Here is a 17,627-nt window from a genome sequence, read left to right as displayed (position 1 = left end):
GCCCTTAAAGGGCCGTGACCGAAAGGATTTCAACCTCGAAATTCAAGGTCTTGCCCGCCAGCGGGTGGTTGAAGTCGACCGTCACCTGAGCGTTGTCGAAAGCTTTGACCACGCCCGGCAGCTCGGTGTTGGCAGCGTCGTTGAAAATGACCAGCAGGCCTTCGGACAGCTCCATGCCCTCGAACTGCGAACGCGGCATGATCTGCACGTTCTGCGGGTTCGGTTGGCCGAAAGCGTTTTCCGGCAGCACGGTGACGGTGCGCTTGTCGCCGGCCTTGAAGCCGAACAGCGCAGCTTCGAAGCCGGGCAGCAGGTTGCCGTCGCCAACCTTGAAGGTCGCCGGCGACTTGTCGAAGGTGCTGTCGACGGTGTCGCCGTTTTCCAGGTGCAGCGCGAAGTGTAGGGTCACTTCGGTGTTCTGGGCTATACGTTGTTCAGTCACGGACAGGCGCTCCCGACTTCTTGGTTTTGAACATGTCCAGGGCCAGCATGATGGCACCCACGGTAATGCCGCTGTCAGCGACGTTGAAGGCCGGGAAGCCATGCTCGTGCCAGTGCACGAAGATGAAATCGATCACGTGGCCCAGCACGATGCGGTCGTACAGGTTGCCCAGCGCGCCGCCCAGCACCAGCGCCAGGGCGATGGCGAGCCAGGTGTCGTTGCGCCCAAGGCGCTTGAGCCAGACGATCAGCACCGCGCTGACCACCACCGCGATCAACGCGAACAGCCAACGCTGCCAGCCGCCGCTGTCGGCCAGAAAGCTGAAGGCCGCGCCGGTGTTGTAGGCCAGCATCCAGCTGAAGTAGTCGGGGATGACCACGATCTGCTGGTACAGCTCCAAGGTGTGCTCGAAGTAGTACTTGCTGGCCTGATCGAGAATGAACACCAGCGCACTGATCCACAGCCAGCCAAGGCGCCCGAAGCGCCCCGCAGTGTTAGGCATAGTGACGCACCTCGCCGGCACCGCTGATGTTGTCGACGCAGCGACCGCAGATGTCCGGATGCTCCGGGTTCACACCTACGTCTTCGCGGAAGTGCCAGCAACGGGCGCACTTGACGCCGCCGGACTTGACCACTTGCAGCTTGAGGCCAGGCACGTCGGTGACCACGGCATCGGCCGGGGCCTGCACGAATGGCGCCACGGCGGCCTTGGAAGTGATCAGCACGAAACGCAGCTCATCGCCGAGTTTGTTCAGATCGGCGCTCAGGGCTTCATCGCCGTACAGGGTCACTTCGGCCTGCAGGTTGCCGCCAATGACCTTGGCCGCGCGCAGGTTTTCCATTTCCTTGTTGACCGCGACCTTGACCGCCATGATCCGCTCCCAGTACTCGCGGCCCATGTCGAAGCCTTGCGGCAGCTCGGTGAGGCCCTGGTACCAGGTGTTGAGCATGACCGACTCGTTGCGCTCGCCCGGCAGGTACTGCCACAGCTCGTCGGCGGTGAACGCCAGGATCGGCGCGATCCAGCGCACCAGCGCCTCGCTGATGTGATACAGCGCGGTCTGGCAGGAACGACGCGGGATGCTGTCGGCGCCGGTGGTGTACTGGCGGTCCTTGATGATGTCCAGGTAGAAACCGCCCAGCTCCTGCACGCAGAAGTTGTGCACCTTGGAGTAGACGTTCCAGAAGCGGTATTCGTCGTAGTGCTCTTCGAGTTCGCGCTGCAGCAGCAGGGTGCGGTCGACGGCCCAGCGGTCCAGCGCGATCATTTCGTCGGCGGGCAGCAGGTCGGTGGCCGGGTCGAAGCCGCTCAGGTTGGAGAGCAGGAAGCGCGCGGTGTTGCGGATCCGCCGATAGGCGTCGGCGCTGCGCTGCAGGATGGTTTCCGACACGGCCATTTCGCCGGAGTAGTCGGTCGAGGCCACCCACAGACGCATGATGTCGGCACCCAGGGTGTCGTTGACCTTTTGCGGGGCGATGACGTTACCCAGCGACTTGGACATCTTGCGGCCGTTCTCGTCGACGGTGAAGCCGTGGGTCAGTAGCTCGCGGTACGGCGCGTGGTTGTCGATGGCGCAACCGGTCAGCAAGGACGAGTGGAACCAGCCGCGGTGCTGGTCGGAACCTTCGAGGTACAGGTCGGCGCGCGGGCCGGTCTCGTGGCCCATCGGGTGCGAGCCGCGCAGCACGTGCCAGTGGGTGGTACCGGAGTCGAACCACACGTCCAGGGTGTCGCTGATCTTGTCGTACTGGCTGGCTTCATCGCCCAGCAGTTCGGCGGCGTCGAGCTTGAACCAGGCTTCGATGCCCTCTTGTTCGACGCGCTGCGCCACCTGCTCCATCAGCTCGACGGTGCGCGGGTGCAGCTCGCCGGTGGCCTTGTGCAGGAAGAACGGGATCGGCACGCCCCAGTTGCGCTGACGCGAGATGCACCAGTCCGGGCGGTTGGCGATCATCGAGTGCAGGCGCGCCTGGCCCCAGGCCGGGACGAACTTGGTGTCTTCGATGGCCTTGACCGCGCGCACACGCAGGGTGTCACCGGTTGCCGGTTGCTTGTCCATGCCCACGAACCACTGCGCGGTGGCGCGGTAGATGAGCGGAGTCTTGTGGCGCCAGCAGTGCATGTAGCTGTGGCTGACGACTTCGGTGTGCATCAGCGCGCCGACTTCGGTCAGTTTGTCGACGATGTTCTGGTTGGCCTTGAAGATGAACTGGCCACCGAAGAATTCCAGCGAGTCGACGTACACGCCGTTGCTCTGCACCGGGCTGATGATGTCATCGTTGCTCAGGCCGTATTGCTTCCAGATGTTGAAGTCGTCGAGGCCATAGGCGGGCGCGCAGTGAACCACGCCGGTACCAGCACCCAGCTCGACGTAGTTGGCGAGGAACACCGGCGACAGACGATCATAGAACGGGTGACGGAACGCCAGTAGCTCCAGGCGTGCGCCAACCGCCGTGGCGATTACGGTGCCCGACAGGTTGTAGCGTGCCAGGCAGGACTCCACCAACTCTTCAGCCAGGACCAGCAAGCGATCGCCCACGTCCACCAGGGCATAGGTGAACTCTGGGTGCACGTTGAGCGCCTGGTTGGCAGGGATGGTCCAGGGCGTGGTGGTCCAGATGACGATGGCGGCGGGTTTTGTCAGCGGATCGGTTTCGAACGCATCGGCCAAACCCAATGCATCATCGATCGGGAAAGCGACGTCGATGGTGGGCGACTTTTTGTCGGCGTACTCGACCTCGGCCTCGGCCAGGGCCGAACCGCAATCGAAGCACCAGTTCACGGGCTTGAGGCCCTTGAACACGAAGCCGCCCTTGACCATTTCCGCCAGGGCGCGGATTTCACCGGCCTCGTTGGTGAAGTTCATGGTCTTGTAGGGGTTGGACCAATCACCCAGTACACCCAGGCGGATGAACTCGGATTTTTGCCCTTCGATCTGCTCGCTGGCGTAGGCGCGGCACAGTTCGCGGGTCTTGTCCGCAGGCAGGTTCTTGCCGTGGGTGACCTCGACCTTGTGCTCGATCGGCAGGCCGTGGCAGTCCCAACCCGGGACATAAGGCGCGTCGAAGCCCGAGAGGGTCTTGGAGCGCGTGATCATGTCCTTGAGAATCTTGTTCAGCGCGTGACCGATGTGAATAGTGCCGTTGGCGTAAGGAGGACCATCGTGCAGGACGAACTTGGGACGATCCTTGCCAATTTCGCGAAGCTTGCGGTACAGGTCGATGCTGTTCCAGCGCTCAAGCGTCTGCGGCTCGCGCTGGGGCAGGCCGGCCTTCATGGGGAAGGCGGTGTCCGGAAGGTTTAGCGTGGCTTTGTAGTCGGTCATTTCAGGCTCTTCAATAGCGGCTGGCCGCTGCTTTCAGTTAAGGGCGGTGGGCTCGTGCGGCGGCAACATCCGCATCGATCGCCGACTTCAGCGCCTCCAGGGAGGCGAAACGCTGCTCATCGCGCAGCTTGTGGTGGAAAGCCACCGTCAAACGCCGGTCGTAAAGATTGCCGGCAAAATCCAGCAGGTGCACTTCCAGGTGGGCTTTGCCATCACCTGCAACGGTTGGCCGCACGCCTATGTTGGCGACTCCCGGCCATTGCTTGCCGTCGATCTCGACGCTCACCAGATAGACCCCGGTAAACGGCACACGACGGCGCTTGAGCTGGACGTTGGCAGTCGGCCAACCCAGCTGGCGAGCGAGTTTCTGGCCATGCAGCACTCGCCCGGTGATCTGGAACGGGCGGCCGAGCAATTCCTCGGCCAGCTTGAAATCGGCAACCGCGAGCGCCTTGCGCACCTGGGTGCTGCTTACCCGTACGCCTTGCATCTCGACGGTGCGGGCGGCCTCGACGGTGAAGCCCTGAGCGGCGCCGACCTGGGTGAGGAAGTCGAAATCCCCCAGGCGATCGCAGCCGAAGCGGAAATCGTCACCGACCTCCAGGTGCTTGACGCCCAGGCCGTCGACCAGAATGGTCTCGACGAACTCGGCGGCGCTGAGCTTGCTCAGGCGCTGGTTGAACGCCAGGCAGAGCACCTGATCGACGCCTTCGGCGGCGAGCAGTTCGAGCTTGTCGCGCAACCGGGCCAGACGCGCCGGGGCGCTGTCGGGCGCGAAGTACTCACGGGGTTGCGGCTCGAAAATCACCACGCAGCTGGGCACGCCCAACTCCACGGCACGCTCGCGCAGCCGCACCAGGATAGCCTGATGACCGCGATGAACGCCGTCGAAATTGCCAATGGTGGCGACACAGCCCCGATGCTGGGGCCGCAGGTTGTGGAGACCTCGAACCAGCTGCATAACACGCTTCTTGCTCATAAAGTGGTCGATTATAACCACACCCGGGCCGCGACGACAGGCGACACAAGCATGCTTTCACCTTGAAATCGAGAAACCGACGGCCCGCCTCCCCCTGTAGCGAGGGGGCTTGCCCCCGATTCGGTACACCTGACACTGCGCAGCGCGCTACTTTTTTCGGGGGCGAGCCCCCTCGCTACAGGCATCGGTCAACGCACAGGCCTAGCTCAACCCTCTGCGGGCGAAGTCCTTGAGACGAAAGCCGAGCAGCAGCAACATGCCGAAATACACCGCCACCCCGGTACCCACCAGCAGCCCCAGGCGCAGGAAGCGCTCGGGCATAGTGCCGTCACTCCAGGCCGGCATGTAGTGCATCAGCCCCAGCAGCGCGACCGACATCGCCAGCACGGCGATCATCAGCTTGCCGAGGAACGCCGCCCAGCCCGGCTGCGGCTCGAACATTTTCTGTTTGCGCAGTTGCCAGAACAGCAGGCCGGCGTTCATGCAGGCGCCGCCACTGATCGCCAGCGCCAGGCCGGCGTGCTGCAGATGGCTAATGAACAGCAGATTCAGCACCTGAGTCGCCACCAGGGTGAAAATCGCGATCTTCACCGGCGTGCGGATGTTCTGCTGCGCATAGAACCCGGGCGCCAGCACCTTGATGAGAATGATGCCCAGCAGACCAACGGCGTAGGCCACCAGCGCGCGCTGGGTCATGGCCGCATCGAAGGCGCCGAACTTGCCGTACTGGAACAGCGACACCGTCAGCGGCTCGGCCAGCAGCGCCAGGGCCAGCGAGCACGGCAGCACCAGCACGAAGCACAGGCGCAGGCCCCAGTCGAGAATCCGCGAGTACTCGTGGCGATCCTTGTTGGCGTAAGTCTTGGCCAGGGTCGGCAGCAATATGGTGCCCAGCGCCACCCCCAGCACCCCGGACGGCAGTTCCATCAGGCGATCGGCGTAGTACATCCACGACACCGAGCCCGCCGCCAGGAACGAGGCAAAGATGGTGTTGATGATCAGCGAGATCTGACTGACCGACACCCCGAGAATCGCCGGCCCCATTTGCTTCATCACCCGCAGGGCGCCGCTGTTGCGCAGATCGAGACGCGGCAGCACCAGCATGCCGATCTTTTTCAGGTGCGGCAGCTGATACAGCAACTGCGCCAGACCACCGGCCAGTACACCCCAGGCCAGCACCATGATCGGCGGATTGAAATATGGCGTGAGAAACAGCGCAAAGACGATTTGACTGACATTGAGCAGCGTCGGCGTGAACGCCGGCACCGAAAAACGGTTCCAGGTGTTGAGGATCGCGCCCACGAAGGAGGACAGCGAGATCAGCAATATATAGGGGAACGTCACCCTGAGCAGATCGCTGGTGAGCTTGAACTTCTCGGGCGTATCGGCGAAACCGGGGGCGGTGATCCAGATCACCACCGGCGCGGCCAGCACGCCGATCAGCGTCACCACGGCCAACATCAAGGTCAGCAGGCCGGCGACATAGGCGATGAACGTGCGCGTCGCCTCCTCCCCTTGCTGGTTCTTGTATTCGGCCAGAATCGGCACGAACGCCTGGGAGAAAGCCCCTTCGGCGAACACCCTGCGCAACAGATTGGGCAGCTTGAAGGCGATGAAGAAGGCGTCGGTGGCCATGCCTGCGCCGAAGATTCGGGCAACTAATGTATCGCGCACGAAGCCCAGGACCCGCGACACCATGGTGATGGAGCTGACTGCAGCCAAGGATTTGAGGAGGTTCATCGAAAGTTTTTTGCGCCTATGGACAAAGAGCAGGCCCGTGCAGCGACCAGTTGTGCAATACTGCGCGCCGCTAAAGCAGGCAGAGCCTAGAGATCCGCGAGTTTACAGGTCGCGGGCAATAAGTGAATCACTTCACTGGCAACGTTGACCGCTCAGCGGAACGTCCGCCATGCTCTTGACAACGCGTCATTGCATCGGCATTATTCGCGGCCTATTTTGTTCGCTATATTTACCAAGTCTTTCGAGGAGCTCGACGGTGGCCAACTCACCTTCTGCCAAAAAACGTGCAAAACAGGCTGAGAAGCGTCGCAGCCACAACGCCAGCCTGCGTTCCATGGTTCGCACCTACATCAAGAATGTAGTCAAAGCCATCGACACAAAAGACGCCGAAAAAGCACAAGCTGCTTACGTTCTGGCTGTGCCTGTCATCGACCGTATGGCCGACAAGGGCATCATCCACAAGAACAAGGCTGCTCGCCACAAGAGCCGCCTGAACGGCCACATCAAAGCACTGAGCCAGGCTGCTGCCTGATTAGTCGCTTGATGTGTACAAAAACCGGCCTCAGGGCCGGTTTTTTTGTGCGCGTGAGTAGCGCGACGCTGACGCCTCACTCAAAATGCAGCGGCTCCCCACGGCCCACTGCATCGAATCGATCAGTGGGGGCGGGAGCGTTCTCGCAGAGCACGTCGATCACCATGGCCTTTTTTGCGCTAAAGGCCAGTGCCAGCGCAGGTATCAGCCCGGATACCTCAGTGACAGTCACCCCCTCCACCCCCAAAGCCTGAGCGAAACCCGCCCAATCGTGCCGGGGTAACTCATGGAGTTTACCCATCGCCGGACTGATCCGCTCAGCACGAAGCTTAGGATTGCCCAAGGCAGCATTGTTCATGACGATACAAATCAATGGGATGCCGTATCGGGCAGCCGTCTGCATTTCAATACCGTGCATCAACATGCAGCCATCTCCGGTCACGACCACACAAGGCTTATCTGGTCGAGCCAGGAGCGCGCCAATAGCGGCAGGAATTGCCCAACCCATCGCCCCCATATACTTGATCGATGAATACCACCCTCCTGGACTGCAACTACAAAAATAATGACCGACGAAAAACGCATGGGCGCCACTGTCGGAAAACACCATGCCGTTGCTCGGCATAACCTGTTGCAAAGCGGTCACTATTCGGGCGGGATGAATCAGTAGCTGATCTTGGTCTTCAGGCATGATTGGCTTATAGCGAGGGGTAACATTCGCCAGATTCGACCACCACGCCCTTCGCTGTGACGCACTTTTTAAACAGGCCGAGCATTCATCCTCACCCGTCGAATTTAAAGCCGCAAGAAAAGTGCGCGCATCGCCAAGGACTGCCAGATCAACAGTAAAATTATTGAACACCTCACTGATATTTATATCGTTGACTATTAACGCCGCTACCGGCTGAAACCCCTTTACCCAGCGCAAAGTACTGAGCATGTTCAGCCGAGAGCCGATGACTATCAGGACATCCAGCGCCTGCGTACCCAGGGCTTTAATAGCGGGGTCATTGCCATACCAACCAAAAACACCCATGCTCAATGGATGATTTTCGGGAAATATACCCTTGGCCGCCAATGTAGTTGCGACCGGGATGCTGAAGCGTTCGGCGAAACGAAGCAACTCGCCATCCGCAGCCGATTGAACGCAACCCGAGCCCGCCAGAATCGCAATCCTGGGACTGCTCCCTACCCGACTCCAGAATGAGCGACACGCGTCAACATCGATAAAGCGCGGACAGTACAACGCCTCAGGCAACGTCTTCCACTGACCAGCAACATCCGACACCTGCACATCCATCGGTACTGACAGGCGCACCGGCCCCCGAGAATCAGGACTTAGCATCCTGCGAAACAGATAAGCCAACTGGCGATAAATCTGCGCGGATGCCGCCTCCCGCTGAGCGACCAATAGTGGCAAGAGAATCGCCGAAGCATTGATACCCGCGCTACTGGAATCCTGAAGCCCGCCGCAGCCTTGCACTTCGGCGCTGGTTTCGCCCGTGATCAAGAATACCGCCGATCGATCGGTGCGAGCCGTCGCCATTGCTGTGACGGTATTGGTGACGCCGGGCCCACCAATCGCCAAGCAGACACCAAACCGCCCGCTGGCGCGACTATAGCCGTCGGCCATGTAGGCAGCACCCGCCTCATGCGCAGCGACTATCGTCACCAGTTCGTGGCTTTCGCTAAGGCGTTCAAGGAAGCAATCGATGGACTGCCCGGGCACACAGAAAATATGGGACACCCCTTCCTGACGCACGACATCAAGCACGGCTGCCGCGGCAATCATGGCCGCACCTCACGGGCCGAACGGATAATCTCTAGGGCGTTGTACGTGCGCGGAATACCCAGATACAGGGACAGTAGCAGCACGCACTCGAGAATATCCTCAAGGGGCAATTGCCGCTGAGAGGAGGTATATAAATGCTGCCGCAGCGCGCGCTCGGTGTCCCCCTGCGATATCAGACTGGAGAGCACAACCAACTCTTTTTCTCGGGCAGATAAACCAGCACGCTGCCAAATATCCCCCAGTCCGAATTCGACCACCATGTTCATGTAGTCAGGAAAGAACTCAGTCAATCGCTCCATCTCGGCAACGTCTTCGGGGTGATATTTATTTTTCAGCTCATCTCTGCCAAGGGATTTTTTTTCATGATCGCCGGACATAATAGCCCCCCACTAGTTACTTCAGCGGCACCTTTTTATTGATCCGGGTGCACAGTTAAAAACCAGCCTAGCAGGCGACCCAAAAAACAACCCATCCTACTTATACTTAATGGCAATAACAGCCACAACATCAAAGCCCTGCATTAATTCATACAGGGCAGACTTGAATTTAAACTTTCATTTGATCCGTTATCTGCGCTTGATACACAGACTTATTGCTGATGTGGCCATGGCATGATCGGAATCGCCGTCACCGCATTCTGCGGACTGCCCTCGATCACCTTGTCGCTATACACCAGGTACACCAGCGTGTTGCGCTTCTCATCATAGAAGCGCACCACCTGCATGGTCTTGAATACCAGCGAGGTGCGCTCCTTGAATACCTCTTCGCCATCCTTGAGATCGGCAGGCAGTTGGATCGGCCCGACCTGACGGCAGGCGATCGACGCCTCGGCGCGATCCTCCGCCAGCCCCAGCCCACCTTTGACGCCACCCGTCTTGGCGCGCGACAGGTAACAGGTCACCCCCGGCACCTTGGGATCATCGAAGGCTTCGACGACGATCCGGTCATTGGGCCCGAGAAACTTGAACACCGTCGACACCTGACCGATTTCCTCGGCCGACGCCAGCAGCGGCAACGCCAACAGCGCACCCAGAACTCCATGAATCAATCGCATGCCGGCCTTCCCTTCAGACAAGAATCAGATTGTCGCGATGCAGCAACTCCGGCTCGGCCATATAGCCCAGCACGCCTTCAATGGCGTCCGATGGCAGACCGATGATCTTTTGTGCCTCGAGGGCGCTGTAGTTGGTCAGGCCGCGGGCGATTTCACGACCGTCCGCCGCCACGCACACCACCATCTCGCCACGGCGGAAACTGCCCTGCACGGTCTTGACCCCAACGGCGAGCAGACTCTTGTGATCCTGACTCAACGCCTTGACTGCGCCGTCATCGAGCACCAGCGTGCCGCGGGTCTGCAGATGCCCTGCCAGCCACTGCTTGCGTGCCGCGAGCATCTCCCGCTCGGGCGACAACAGCGTGCCGAGGCGCTCACCCGCCTTGAGGCGATCCAGGACACGCTCCAGGCGACCACCGACGATGATGGTGTGTGCCCCCGAACGGGCCGCCAGACGCGCCGCACGCAGTTTGGTCTGCATACCGCCACGCCCGAGCGCGCCACCGGTGCCACCGGCGACCGCATCCAGAGCCGGATCATCGGCGCGGGCCTCGTAGATCAACTGGGCATCGGGATTGTTGCGCGGATCGGCGTCGAACATGCCATCGCGATCGGTGAGAATCACCAGCAGGTCAGCCTCTACCAGGTTGGCCACCAGGGCTGCCAAGGTGTCGTTGTCACCAAAGCGGATTTCGTCGGTGACCACGGTGTCGTTTTCGTTGATCACCGGAACTACGCCCAACTCCACCAGCGCACGCAAGGTGCTGCGGGCATTGAGGTAGCGCTTGCGGTCGGACAGGTCGTCGTGGGTGAGCAGGATCTGCGCGGTATGGCGACCGTGCTCGGCGAAGCTCGACTCCCAGGCCTGCACCAGGCCCATCTGACCGATGGCGGCGGCGGCTTGCAGCTCGTGCATGGCACTCGGTCGCACGGTCCAGCCCAGCCGACTCATGCCTGCAGCGACCGCCCCCGAGGAGACCAGCACCAACTCGACACCCGCCTCACGCAGGGCCACCATCTGCTCGACCCAGACGCTCATCGCGGCGCGATCCAGGCCCTTGCCGTCTGCCGTCAGCAGCGCGCTGCCGATCTTCACGACCCAGCGTTGCGCACCCGTCACCTTGCTCCGCATCATCTTCCAACCTTTACCCGGTAGAAATCGTAGAAACCAAAACGCCGCTCGAGTGAGCGGCGCTGTAGTTTACTACGGGTATCTGTAGCGAGGGGGCTTGCCCCCGAAAAATGGATCGACCAAGGATTTTCATCGGCCCATCGGGTTTTCGGGGACAAGCCCCCCTCGCTACAGTGGATAACATCAATCGCGGACGTAGATGATTTCCGGGCCATCTTCGGCGTCTTCTTCATCCCAATCGCTGTCGTCATCTTCACCGAAGTCATGCACGCTCTTGACGCCGCTGCGGCGCAGGGCACGCTTGTCGTCCAGGGCCTGCAACTGTGCACGGGCTTCGTCTTCGATCTGCTGATCGAGCTCGGCCAACTCGGCGGCGAACTCCGGATCGTTGGCCAGACGATCGGCACGATCCTCCAGATACCGCATGATGTCCTGGCTGAGCTTCTCGGTGCCCTGCTTGGAAATCGCCGAAATCACATAGACCGGACCTTCCCACTCCAGGCGATCGACGATCTCCTTGATGCGCTCGTCGTGCTCTTCTTCGAGCAACTGGTCGGCCTTGTTCAGCACCAGCCAACGCTCGCGATCCGCCAGCGCCGGGCTGAATTTCTGCAGCTCGTTGACGATCACCTCAGCCGCGTCGGCCGCACTGGTGTCATCCAGCGGCGCCATGTCGACCAGGTGCAGCAGGATACGCGTGCGCGCCAGGTGCTTGAGGAAACGAATGCCCAGGCCGGCGCCATCGGACGCACCCTCGATCAGGCCGGGAATATCGGCGATGACGAAGCTCTTCCAGCGGTCGACACTGACCACGCCGAGGTTCGGCACCAGGGTGGTGAACGGATAGTCGGCGACTTTCGGCTTGGCAGCGGACACCGAACGAATGAAGGTGCTCTTGCCGGCATTCGGCAAGCCCAGCAGACCGACGTCGGCCAGCACTTTCATTTCCAGCTTGAGGTCACGCTGCTCGCCCGGTTTGCCCGGAGTGGTCTGGCGCGGCGCGCGGTTGGTACTGGACTTGAAGCGGGTGTTGCCCAGCCCGTGCCAGCCGCCCTGTACTACCATCAAACGCTGACCGGCCTTGACCAGGTCACCAATGACTTCCTGGGTGCCGGCATCGATCACCGTGGTGCCGACAGGTACGCGCAGCAGCAGGTCTTCACCTTTTTTGCCAGTGCAGTCGGTGCTGCCGCCGTTGGAGCCACGCTCGGCATCGAAGTGACGGGTGTAGCGATAGTCGACCAGGGTGTTGAGGTTTTCGTCAGCCACCAGATAGATCGAACCGCCATCGCCGCCGTCGCCGCCGTTAGGGCCGCCGTTCTCGATGAACTTTTCCCGACGGAAGCTCATGCAACCGTTACCACCATCACCCGCCTTGACGCGGATGGACACTTCATCAACAAACTTCATAAACACGCCCCTCGCCACACGGGCGAGCTGAAAAACGTAAAGACATAAGGCTCTTGCAAAGATGAGCGCGGCGACCCCCGTCAACGACCGTAGAATCCAGCGCCGGCAGCCCATACAAACAGCTTTGCAAGAGACTCACCCCACAAACGAAAAAGCCCCGTCGCGAGACAGGGCTTCTCCAGCGTCAACGCGATCAGGCCGCGACAACACTCACGTAGCGACGACCGAAGGCGCCTTTTACTTCGAACTTGATCACGCCTGCCACTTTGGCGAACAGGGTGTGATCTTTACCCATGCCAACACCGTAACCGGCGTGGAATTGGGTGCCGCGCTGACGCACGATGATGTTGCCTGGGATGATAGCCTGGCCGCCATACATCTTCACGCCAAGGCGTTTGGCTTCTGAGTCGCGACCGTTACGGGTACTACCACCAGCTTTTTTGTGTGCCATGAGTTCAATACTCCAGTAGAGGGTGTCGAGGCTGAATTAAGCCTGGATACCGGTGATTTTGATCTCGGTGTACCACTGGCGGTGGCCCATACGCTTCATGTGGTGCTTACGACGACGGAACTTGATGATGCGGACTTTATCGTGACGACCTTGGGAGATCACTTCAGCCACAACGGTAGCGCCAGCAACGACTGGAGCACCGATATTCACGTCGTCACCGTTGGCAACCAACAGAACGCGATCAAAAGTTACGGATTCGCCAGTGGCGATTTCCAGTTTTTCGATCTTCAGGTATTCACCTGGGGCGACTTTGTACTGCTTGCCGCCAGTAACGATTACTGCATAAGACATGGTATTTCTCCGATAATCCTGCTCACCCAGCTCTTTATAAGTAGAGTGTCGGCTGGCATGGCTGCACGGGGCTGGAACGGCCCAGATGCAATTGCGTAAGGCAGGTGATGCCCAGGAAGTTCAGGGTGCGCGATTGTACGTAAGCTTTGCCTGCGGCGCAAGAGGTCGAAAGTGTCGCCTTGACAGGCTCCCGCCCCCGACCTAGCATGCCGCGCAACCCTTCTGGAGCGCCTTTCGCTGATGCAACCCCAAGCTTTCTACCGCGCGGTGGCGGATGATTTTATCGCCGTTGACGAAATCATCAAGAAGCAGCTGACTTCGCGTGTGCCGCTGGTGTCGAAAATCGGCGATTACATCACCTCGGCCGGGGGCAAACGCCTGCGACCGCTGCTGGTGCTGCTGTGCGGCAAGGCACTTGGCCATCACGGTCCGGACCTGAACCTGCTGGCGGCCACCATAGAGTTCCTGCACACCGCCACGCTGCTGCACGATGACGTGGTCGACATGTCCGGCATGCGCCGCGGCCGCTCTACGGCCAACGCCATGTGGGGCAACGCACCGAGTGTGCTGGTGGGCGATTTCCTTTATTCGCGCTCGTTCGAAATGATGGTCGAGCTGGGCTCGATGCCGGTCATGCGCATTCTCTCCCAGGCCACGCGCATCATTGCCGAAGGCGAAGTGCTGCAGTTGTCCAAGGTGCGTGACGCCAGCACCACGGAAGAGACCTACATGGAAGTCATCCGCGGCAAGACCGCGATGCTCTTCGAGGCCTCGACCCACAGCGCCGCCGCATTGGCCGATGCCAGCGAAGTCCAGCGTGAAGCGCTGCGCACTTTCGGGGATCACTTGGGCGTGGCCTTCCAGCTGGTCGACGACCTGCTCGATTACCGCGGCGACGCCGACACCCTGGGCAAGAACGTTGGCGACGACCTGGCGGAGGGCAAGCCGACGCTGCCGCTGATCTACACCATGCGCGAAGGCACTGCCGAGCAAGCGGCGCTGGTTCGTCGGGCGATCCAGAAGGGCGGCATCGAAGACCTCGAGAGCATCCGCGAGGCGGTCGAAACCGCCGGCGCGCTGGATTACACCGCACAGCTGGCCCGCGACTATGTCGCACGCGCCATCGCCTGCCTCGACGCACTGCCCGCTAGCGAATATCGCGACGCGCTGGTCGAACTCAGCGAATTCGCCGTCGCCCGCACGCACTGACAACCCTGTAGCGAGGGGGCTTGCCCCCGATTCGATAGGCCTGACCCTACGGGGTGCCAGTGCTATCTTTCGGGGGCAAGCCCCCTCGCTACATTCAGAGGTAAAAACCCTATACAATGCGCGCCTTTATTGGCCCCGCCTGTCCGAGGATACCTGTGAGCACTTTGCCGCCCTGCCCCAACTGCAATTCCGAATACACCTACGAAGACGGCGCCCAGCTGATCTGCCCGGAGTGCGCCCACGAGTGGTCCCCCCATGGCGAGAGCGAGGCGGCCGGGAGCGACGAAGTGAAAAAGGATTCGGTCGGCAACGTGCTGCAGGATGGCGACACCGTGACCGTGATCAAGGACCTCAAGGTCAAGGGCTCGTCTCTGGTAGTCAAGGTCGGCACCAAGGTCAAGAACATCCGCCTGTGCGATGGCGACCATGACATCGATTGCAAGATCGATGGAATTGGCGCGATGAAGCTCAAGTCCGAATTCGTGCGCAAGGTCTGAGCCCATCCGTCAGGCGGTCATGACCTGAAACAACAAATCGGCAAATGTCACTTGCTATTATTCGAATAAGAATTATTCTCATTGGGTGCTCTCAAGGAGAATATGAGATGACTTATTTGATCGATGCCTGGCTGGACCGCCCCCACCCGTATTTGCGCATTCTGCATCGCGAAACCGGTGAGGTCTGTGCCGTACTGGAAGAAGAAGCCCTGGATGAACTGCGCGATCAGGGTGATCTGGACCTGACCGGCTTGAACTCAAGCGAACCTGTGGTCCTCAAGGAACTGGTGCGCAACCTGTTCCTGTTCTGCTATGCCAGGGCCTTGCGCCCGATTGGCGCGGGGTTTCCGGCCAAGGCACAGCATTATTTCTGAGCGCTCATGTGGCGAGGGGGCTTGCCCCCGAAAAAGCGACCGGCTAACTGCAACATCCAGCCGATCCTCTTTCGGGGGCGAGCCCCCCCGCTACAGCGTCAGCGCTTACAGAACGTCCAGCAGCTCTACATCGAACACCAGCACGCTGTGCGGCGGGATGCTGCCCACGCCTTGGGCGCCGTAAGCCAGCTCGCTCGGCACGTACAGGCGCCATTTGCTGCCAGCGTTCATCAGTTGCAGGGCTTCGGTCCAGCCAGCGATCACGCCGCTGACCGGGAATTCAGCCGGCTGGCCACGATCGTAGGAGCTGTCGAACACAGTGCCGTCGATGAGGGTGCCGTGGTAATGGGTGCGCACGCTGTCGTCACGGCTTGGCTTGGCGCCTTCGCCGGCCGTCAGCACTTCGAACTGCAGGCCAGAAGCCAATGTGGTAATGCCGTCACGCTTGGCGTTTTCAGCCAGGAACGCCAGGCCTTCACCGGCGGCAGCTTCAGCCTTGGCGGCGGCTTCGGCCTGCATGATTTCGCGGATGACCTTGAAGCTGGCCGACAGGTCTTCCTGGCTGACACGGCTTGGCAGCGCGTTGAAGGCGTCGGTCAGACCGGCCAGGATGGCGTCCAGCGCAACACCCGGTGGCGGGTTGTCGCGCAGTTGGTCACCCAGCTGACGGCCGATGCCGTAGCTGACACGGGTTTCGTCGGTCGACAGGTTTACTTCGGACATGTCTTCGCTCCGCAGAAGGGTCGCACATGGCTGACCTGCAGCCATTGCGCCCTTGATCAAAAGGGCGAGCAGACTAGCACAGAGCGCCACCAGGATTCAGCACAAGCGCCTGTAACCCGCCTGCGTACACACCTGGTGTTTCAGCGGTACAGCGCCGAACGCAGCGAGATAGGCACCTTCAACGGCTCGTCGGCACGGCTGCGCAGCCCGCACATTTCGTCGTGGGCCGAGGCGTGCACCAGATGAAAGGGCACCGTCGGCAGGTTTTCCAGATAGGTCCGCGCGTGTTCTACCGAGCGCAGCCGCACCGCCCTGCCCGCGCCGTCGTCAAGGGGCTGGACGCGACCACCGTGGCGCACCTCCAGCAGATAGATACCGCCTTCGATGGAGATGAGGTTCAGCTCATCGATACGGCCTGCGTGAACATGCTCGGTCAATTCCTGCAGATTCATCCCGCCCCCTCGTCATACGACAAATGCCCGGATCAGTGCTTGGTGAGCTTGTCCAGATAGCCCATGGCGAACGCCGACACGACGAACGTCATATGGATGATCACGTACCACTTCAAATGTTCCACTTCGAGGTTCGCCGCATCCATGAACACCCGCAACAGGTGGATCGACGAAATGGCCACGATCGACGCCGCAACCTTGGCCTTGAGCGATGTGGAATCCATCTTGCCCAGCCAACTGAGCTTCTCGGCGTCTTCGTCGATATCCAGCTGCGAGACGAAGTTTTCGTAACCCGAGATCATCACCATCACCAGCAGGCCGCCGACCAGCGCCATGTCGATCAACGACAACAGCAGCAGAATCAGATCGGCCTCGGAGGTCTCCAGCAGCAGCGGCATGACGTGAATGATTTCCTGGAAGAACTTCACGGCCAATGCCAGCAGCCCCAGCGACAGGCCCAGATAGATCGGCGCCAGCAACCAGCGCGAGGCGTACATGGTCTTTTCGACTAAACGTTCCATTGCTACTCACAAAGCGATTGAAAAATGGCCCCGATTATAGCGATGGATACTTCAAACAGGTGCGACTCGTAGTCACAGGAGAAAGACGCGGATACCAGCCGCACGGCCGATGGCACGGGGGACACGGCAATGGCGACCGCATTGAATGAGGCGCAAAGAACTGTCACCAATTGTTTCCCGAGCCTGCCTCCAGTGCCCGCTAATGCATCGACAGCCCGGGCGTGCGGCCACCACACACCTTGCGCCATTGCGCCTGCAGGTGCAGCGACCAGATCGGCGGAGCTTGTTCCTCGACCGAATAGCCATGCAGGGTCAGGCTGTCGACGATAGCCGTGAGCACCGATTCGGCAGCCTGCGGACCGGCAAAGGGGCCTTGGGCCTTGAGTGCTGTGGGTTGCTCGCCCGTCATGCCGGCGGCAAACAGCAAGGTCCACAAACCGTTTTCGCCCGTCAGGGGGCGGATACTGCATTCAATGCGGGTCACCAGACCCAGGCATTGGCGAGTGAGGCAGAGGTTGCGCGGCATGGCGTCGTTCCTCGGGAGGGCCTGCTTTCAACCTTCAACGCGCTCGCGGCGAAGATCGGTTCGCTCCGACGACCAGTGGAGATCTCTTTGCAGAGTAGAGCAGAATTTCGAGGATG

The 17,627-nt window shown here is 60.6% G+C and carries 21 protein-coding genes; 5 read left to right on the top strand and 16 right to left on the bottom strand.

The genetic code is table 11. From position 1 onward, the window contains the following. Positions 1–4 precede the first annotated feature (4 nt). Genes fkpB through ribF form a run of 4 tightly spaced genes read right to left on the bottom strand, consistent with a single transcriptional unit; the run spans position 5 to position 4,669 of the window. The gene (fkpB, locus tag AC3WJP_RS14770) at positions 5–442 is read right to left on the bottom strand and encodes an FKBP-type peptidyl-prolyl cis-trans isomerase (RefSeq protein ID WP_493722460.1); all 438 of its coding nucleotides are present in this window, start codon (positions 440–442) and stop codon (positions 5–7) included. Further along, on the bottom strand, positions 435–944 hold the full coding sequence (gene lspA, locus AC3WJP_RS14765; RefSeq protein WP_493722459.1) for a signal peptidase II: 510 nt from the start codon (positions 942–944) through the stop codon (positions 435–437). The genes fkpB and lspA overlap by 8 nt, the downstream gene beginning before the upstream one ends. Beyond that, complete coding sequence (ileS, locus tag AC3WJP_RS14760) at positions 937–3,768, bottom strand: isoleucine--tRNA ligase (protein WP_493722458.1); 2,832 nt, start codon at positions 3,766–3,768, stop codon at positions 937–939. The genes lspA and ileS overlap by 8 nt, the downstream gene beginning before the upstream one ends. Positions 3,769–3,805: 37 nt before the next feature. Beyond that, on the bottom strand, positions 3,806–4,669 hold the full coding sequence (gene ribF, locus AC3WJP_RS14755; RefSeq protein ID WP_493735676.1) for a bifunctional riboflavin kinase/FAD synthetase: 864 nt from the start codon (positions 4,667–4,669) through the stop codon (positions 3,806–3,808). Here ribF and AC3WJP_RS14750 point away from each other — a divergent pair. Next, a complete protein-coding gene (locus AC3WJP_RS14750) occupies positions 4,637–4,813 on the top strand; it encodes a hypothetical protein (protein WP_493735677.1) in 177 nt (58 codons plus the stop codon). The two genes, ribF and AC3WJP_RS14750, sit on opposite strands and share 33 nt — an antisense overlap. A 135-nt stretch (positions 4,814–4,948) precedes the next feature. On the opposite strand, the gene murJ is transcribed toward AC3WJP_RS14750, so the two are convergent. Continuing rightward, positions 4,949–6,487, bottom strand: coding sequence for a murein biosynthesis integral membrane protein MurJ (gene murJ / locus AC3WJP_RS14745; protein ID WP_493722456.1), 1,539 nt, complete (start codon positions 6,485–6,487; stop codon positions 4,949–4,951). 256 nt (positions 6,488–6,743) lie between these two features. Here murJ and rpsT point away from each other — a divergent pair, with 256 nt between their 5' ends. After that, the gene (gene rpsT / locus AC3WJP_RS14740) at positions 6,744–7,019 is read left to right on the top strand and encodes a 30S ribosomal protein S20 (RefSeq protein ID WP_226506402.1); all 276 of its coding nucleotides are present in this window, start codon (positions 6,744–6,746) and stop codon (positions 7,017–7,019) included. 76 nt (positions 7,020–7,095) lie between these two features. Here rpsT and AC3WJP_RS14735 read toward each other — a convergent pair whose 3' ends face one another. From AC3WJP_RS14735 to rplU, 7 genes are all read right to left on the bottom strand, one after another. Beyond that, positions 7,096–8,811: a thiamine pyrophosphate-binding protein gene (locus tag AC3WJP_RS14735; RefSeq protein ID WP_493722455.1), complete on the bottom strand. Its 1,716-nt coding sequence runs from the start codon at positions 8,809–8,811 to the stop codon at positions 7,096–7,098. Beyond that, positions 8,808–9,188: a carboxymuconolactone decarboxylase family protein gene (locus AC3WJP_RS14730; RefSeq protein WP_493722454.1), complete on the bottom strand. Its 381-nt coding sequence runs from the start codon at positions 9,186–9,188 to the stop codon at positions 8,808–8,810. Before AC3WJP_RS14730 ends, AC3WJP_RS14735 begins: the two co-directional genes overlap by 4 nt. A 212-nt stretch (positions 9,189–9,400) precedes the next feature. Then, positions 9,401–9,865, bottom strand: a complete 465-nt coding sequence (locus tag AC3WJP_RS14725) for a CreA family protein (protein WP_493722453.1) — start codon at positions 9,863–9,865, stop codon at positions 9,401–9,403. Between the two features lie 13 nt (positions 9,866–9,878). Beyond that, the gene (gene proB, locus AC3WJP_RS14720) at positions 9,879–10,997 is read right to left on the bottom strand and encodes a glutamate 5-kinase (RefSeq protein WP_226506481.1); all 1,119 of its coding nucleotides are present in this window, start codon (positions 10,995–10,997) and stop codon (positions 9,879–9,881) included. A 183-nt stretch (positions 10,998–11,180) separates the two neighbouring features. Further along, positions 11,181–12,407, bottom strand: coding sequence for an Obg family GTPase CgtA (gene cgtA, locus AC3WJP_RS14715; protein WP_493722452.1), 1,227 nt, complete (start codon positions 12,405–12,407; stop codon positions 11,181–11,183). A gap of 193 nt (positions 12,408–12,600) precedes the next feature. Then, complete coding sequence (gene rpmA / locus AC3WJP_RS14710) at positions 12,601–12,858, bottom strand: 50S ribosomal protein L27 (protein WP_008371588.1); 258 nt, start codon at positions 12,856–12,858, stop codon at positions 12,601–12,603. Positions 12,859–12,894: 36 nt separating this feature from the next. Then, a complete protein-coding gene (gene rplU, locus AC3WJP_RS14705; RefSeq protein ID WP_003176051.1) occupies positions 12,895–13,209 on the bottom strand; it encodes a 50S ribosomal protein L21 in 315 nt (104 codons plus the stop codon). A gap of 240 nt (positions 13,210–13,449) precedes the next feature. Between rplU and AC3WJP_RS14700 the strand changes: the two genes are divergently transcribed. The 3 genes from AC3WJP_RS14700 (at position 13,450) to AC3WJP_RS14690 (ending at position 15,289) form a co-directional block, all read left to right on the top strand. Continuing rightward, positions 13,450–14,418, top strand: coding sequence for a polyprenyl synthetase family protein (locus AC3WJP_RS14700; RefSeq protein WP_493722451.1), 969 nt, complete (start codon positions 13,450–13,452; stop codon positions 14,416–14,418). Between the two features lie 155 nt (positions 14,419–14,573). Beyond that, positions 14,574–14,915 carry a zinc ribbon domain-containing protein YjdM gene (locus tag AC3WJP_RS14695; RefSeq protein ID WP_493722450.1) on the top strand — a complete coding sequence of 114 codons (342 nt, stop codon included), beginning with the start codon at positions 14,574–14,576 and terminating at the stop codon, positions 14,913–14,915. Between the two features lie 107 nt (positions 14,916–15,022). Next, positions 15,023–15,289: a PA4570 family protein gene (locus tag AC3WJP_RS14690; RefSeq protein WP_226506394.1), complete on the top strand. Its 267-nt coding sequence runs from the start codon at positions 15,023–15,025 to the stop codon at positions 15,287–15,289. A 105-nt stretch (positions 15,290–15,394) separates the two neighbouring features. On the opposite strand, the gene bamJ is transcribed toward AC3WJP_RS14690, so the two are convergent. The 4 genes from bamJ to AC3WJP_RS14670 all read right to left on the bottom strand — a co-directional run bounded on the left by bamJ (position 15,395) and on the right by AC3WJP_RS14670 (position 17,511). Beyond that, positions 15,395–16,012, bottom strand: a complete 618-nt coding sequence (bamJ, locus tag AC3WJP_RS14685; RefSeq protein WP_493722449.1) for a BamJ family beta-barrel-assembly machinery protein — start codon at positions 16,010–16,012, stop codon at positions 15,395–15,397. A gap of 140 nt (positions 16,013–16,152) precedes the next feature. Further along, on the bottom strand, positions 16,153–16,464 hold the full coding sequence (locus AC3WJP_RS14680; protein ID WP_493722448.1) for a DUF6482 family protein: 312 nt from the start codon (positions 16,462–16,464) through the stop codon (positions 16,153–16,155). A 32-nt stretch (positions 16,465–16,496) separates the two neighbouring features. After that, complete coding sequence (locus tag AC3WJP_RS14675; protein WP_493722447.1) at positions 16,497–16,985, bottom strand: TIGR00645 family protein; 489 nt, start codon at positions 16,983–16,985, stop codon at positions 16,497–16,499. A 199-nt stretch (positions 16,986–17,184) separates the two neighbouring features. Further along, on the bottom strand, positions 17,185–17,511 hold the full coding sequence (locus AC3WJP_RS14670) for a PA4575 family protein (RefSeq protein ID WP_493722446.1): 327 nt from the start codon (positions 17,509–17,511) through the stop codon (positions 17,185–17,187). Positions 17,512–17,627: the final 116 nt, after the last annotated feature.

This window comes from Pseudomonas sp. GW821-FHT01A09 (assembly GCF_058986725.1).
Note: the sequence above shows the minus strand (reverse complement) of the source record. Positions and strands in the feature narration are given on the sequence as shown.